General features: G+C 70.6%; 3 protein-coding genes. All 3 read left to right on the top strand.

Annotated features, from left to right (window positions below; genetic code table 11):
- Positions 1 to 378, top strand: a 378-nt coding sequence (locus SACHA_RS0115130) for an FHA domain-containing protein (RefSeq protein ID WP_039739252.1), incomplete at its 5' end; no start/stop codon positions are given.
- A 176-nt stretch (positions 379 to 554) separates the two neighbouring features.
- Entirely contained in the window at positions 555 to 1,025 is a 471-nt protein-coding gene (locus SACHA_RS0115125) for an FHA domain-containing protein FhaB/FipA (RefSeq protein WP_028663219.1), read from the top strand.
- Positions 1,022 to 1,836, top strand: an 815-nt coding sequence (locus SACHA_RS22415) for a PP2C family protein-serine/threonine phosphatase (protein ID WP_019811022.1), incomplete at its 3' end; no start/stop codon positions are given. The genes SACHA_RS0115125 and SACHA_RS22415, both read left to right, overlap by 4 nt.

The raw sequence follows: 1,836 nt of genomic DNA, 5'->3' as shown, positions 1-1,836 counted from the left end.
TACGGGGCACCCCCCGGCGCACCCGGCGCACCCGGTGCCCCCGGAGCACCCGGCGCACCCCCGGGGATGCCTCCCGGCGCGAACCGGCCGCTGTCCGCGATGCTGCAGCTCGACGACGGGTCGAACCGCACGTACTCGCTGAAGCAGGGCGGCAACGTCGTCGGCCGTGGTCAGGACGCCGACTTCCGGCTGCCGGACACGGGCGTGTCCCGGCGACACCTGGAGGTCACCTGGGACGGCCAGAGCGCGACCCTGGCCGACATCGGCTCGACCAACGGGACGACCGTGAACGGCACCCCGATCCAGACCTGGCAGCTCGCCGACGGCGACGTCATCCGGGTCGGGCACTCGTCCCTGGTGTTCCGTACCCAGGGCTGACCGGGCAGGGTCAGGCCGTCCCCCGGCCCGTCCTCGGCCGTACCGCACACACATCACACCCATGTCTCGCATAATGGCGGGGATGTGGGTGGCCTGTGGGCCGACGACGGTCCGACGAACCGGATGGAAGTGGGCGCCACGGGCTGGGCGCGAGATGGCGGGAGCTGACGCAACAGGTGCCGGAACTGGTCGTACAACTCACCAGAGTGGGATTTTTGATCCTGCTCTGGTTGTTCGTGTTCGGTGCACTACGGGTGGTGCGCTCGGATCTCTACGCCGCGTCGGGGCTGCGGGTGAATGTCCCCGGCCTCCGTCGCGGTGGCAGGCAGAGCAGATCCACGCCGGGACGGCGCAAGCTGCCCCGGCAACTCGTGGTCACCCACGGCGCACTGGCCGGCACCCGGATCGCGTTGGACGGCAGACCGATCCTGATCGGGCGGGCCGACGACTCCACGCTCGTGCTCGACGACGACTACGCCTCCACACGGCACGCACGCCTGTCGCTACGCGGGGACGAGTGGTACGTGGAAGACCTGGGCTCGACGAACGGCACCTACCTGGACCGGGCTAAGGTCACGACACCCCTGAAAGTCCCACTCGGTGTCCCCATCCGGATCGGCAAGACGGTGATCGAGCTCCGCCCATGACTCTCGTCCTACGCTACGCGGCCCGCAGTGACCGTGGCCTGGTCCGTTCGAACAACCAGGACTCGGTGTACGCCGGCCCCCGCCTGCTCGCGCTCGCCGACGGCATGGGAGGCCATGCCGCGGGCGAGGTGGCCAGTAAGGTCGTCATCGCCTCCCTGGCCCCACTCGACGACGACGAACCCGGCGACGACCTGGTGACCCAACTCCGGGACGCGGTCACCGAGGGCAACCGGGCGATCTCGGAGCTGGTCGCCGGGGATCCCGACCTGGACGGGATGGGCACCACGCTCACCGCCGTCCTCTTCTCCGGGTCGCGCCTCGGTCTCGTGCACGTCGGCGACTCCCGCGCCTACCTGATGCGTGGCGGCCAGTTCGCACAGATCACCCGGGACGACAGCTTCGTCAACGAACTGCTCGAACAGGGCCGCATCACCGAGGAGGAGGCCGCGACCCACCCCCAGCGGTCGCTGCTGCTCAAGGCCCTGACCGGACACGAGGTGGAACCCAGCGTCACCGTGCGCGAGGCGCGGGCGGGCGACCGGTACCTGCTCTGTTCCGACGGCCTTTCCGGGATGGTGAGCAACGAGAACCTCGCCGAGGCGCTGCGCATCCCGGACCCGCAGGACTGCGCGGACCGGATGATCGAACTGGCGCTCAAGGGCGGCGGCACCGACAACGTCACGGTGATCGTCGCCGACGTCGTCGACGTCGACTTCGGCGAGGACGCCCCGATCGTGGGTGGGGCCGCGGGTGACGGCCGGGACGAGGCGCCCACGGGCGACTCCCCCGCCGCGCGGGCCCGTGCGCTCAC

The organism is Saccharomonospora halophila 8 (genome assembly GCF_000383775.1).
Lineage (GTDB): Bacteria > Actinomycetota > Actinomycetes > Mycobacteriales > Pseudonocardiaceae > Saccharomonospora > Saccharomonospora halophila.
The sequence above is the reverse complement of the archived record's forward strand: the minus strand, read 5'-3'. Positions and strand labels throughout refer to the sequence as shown.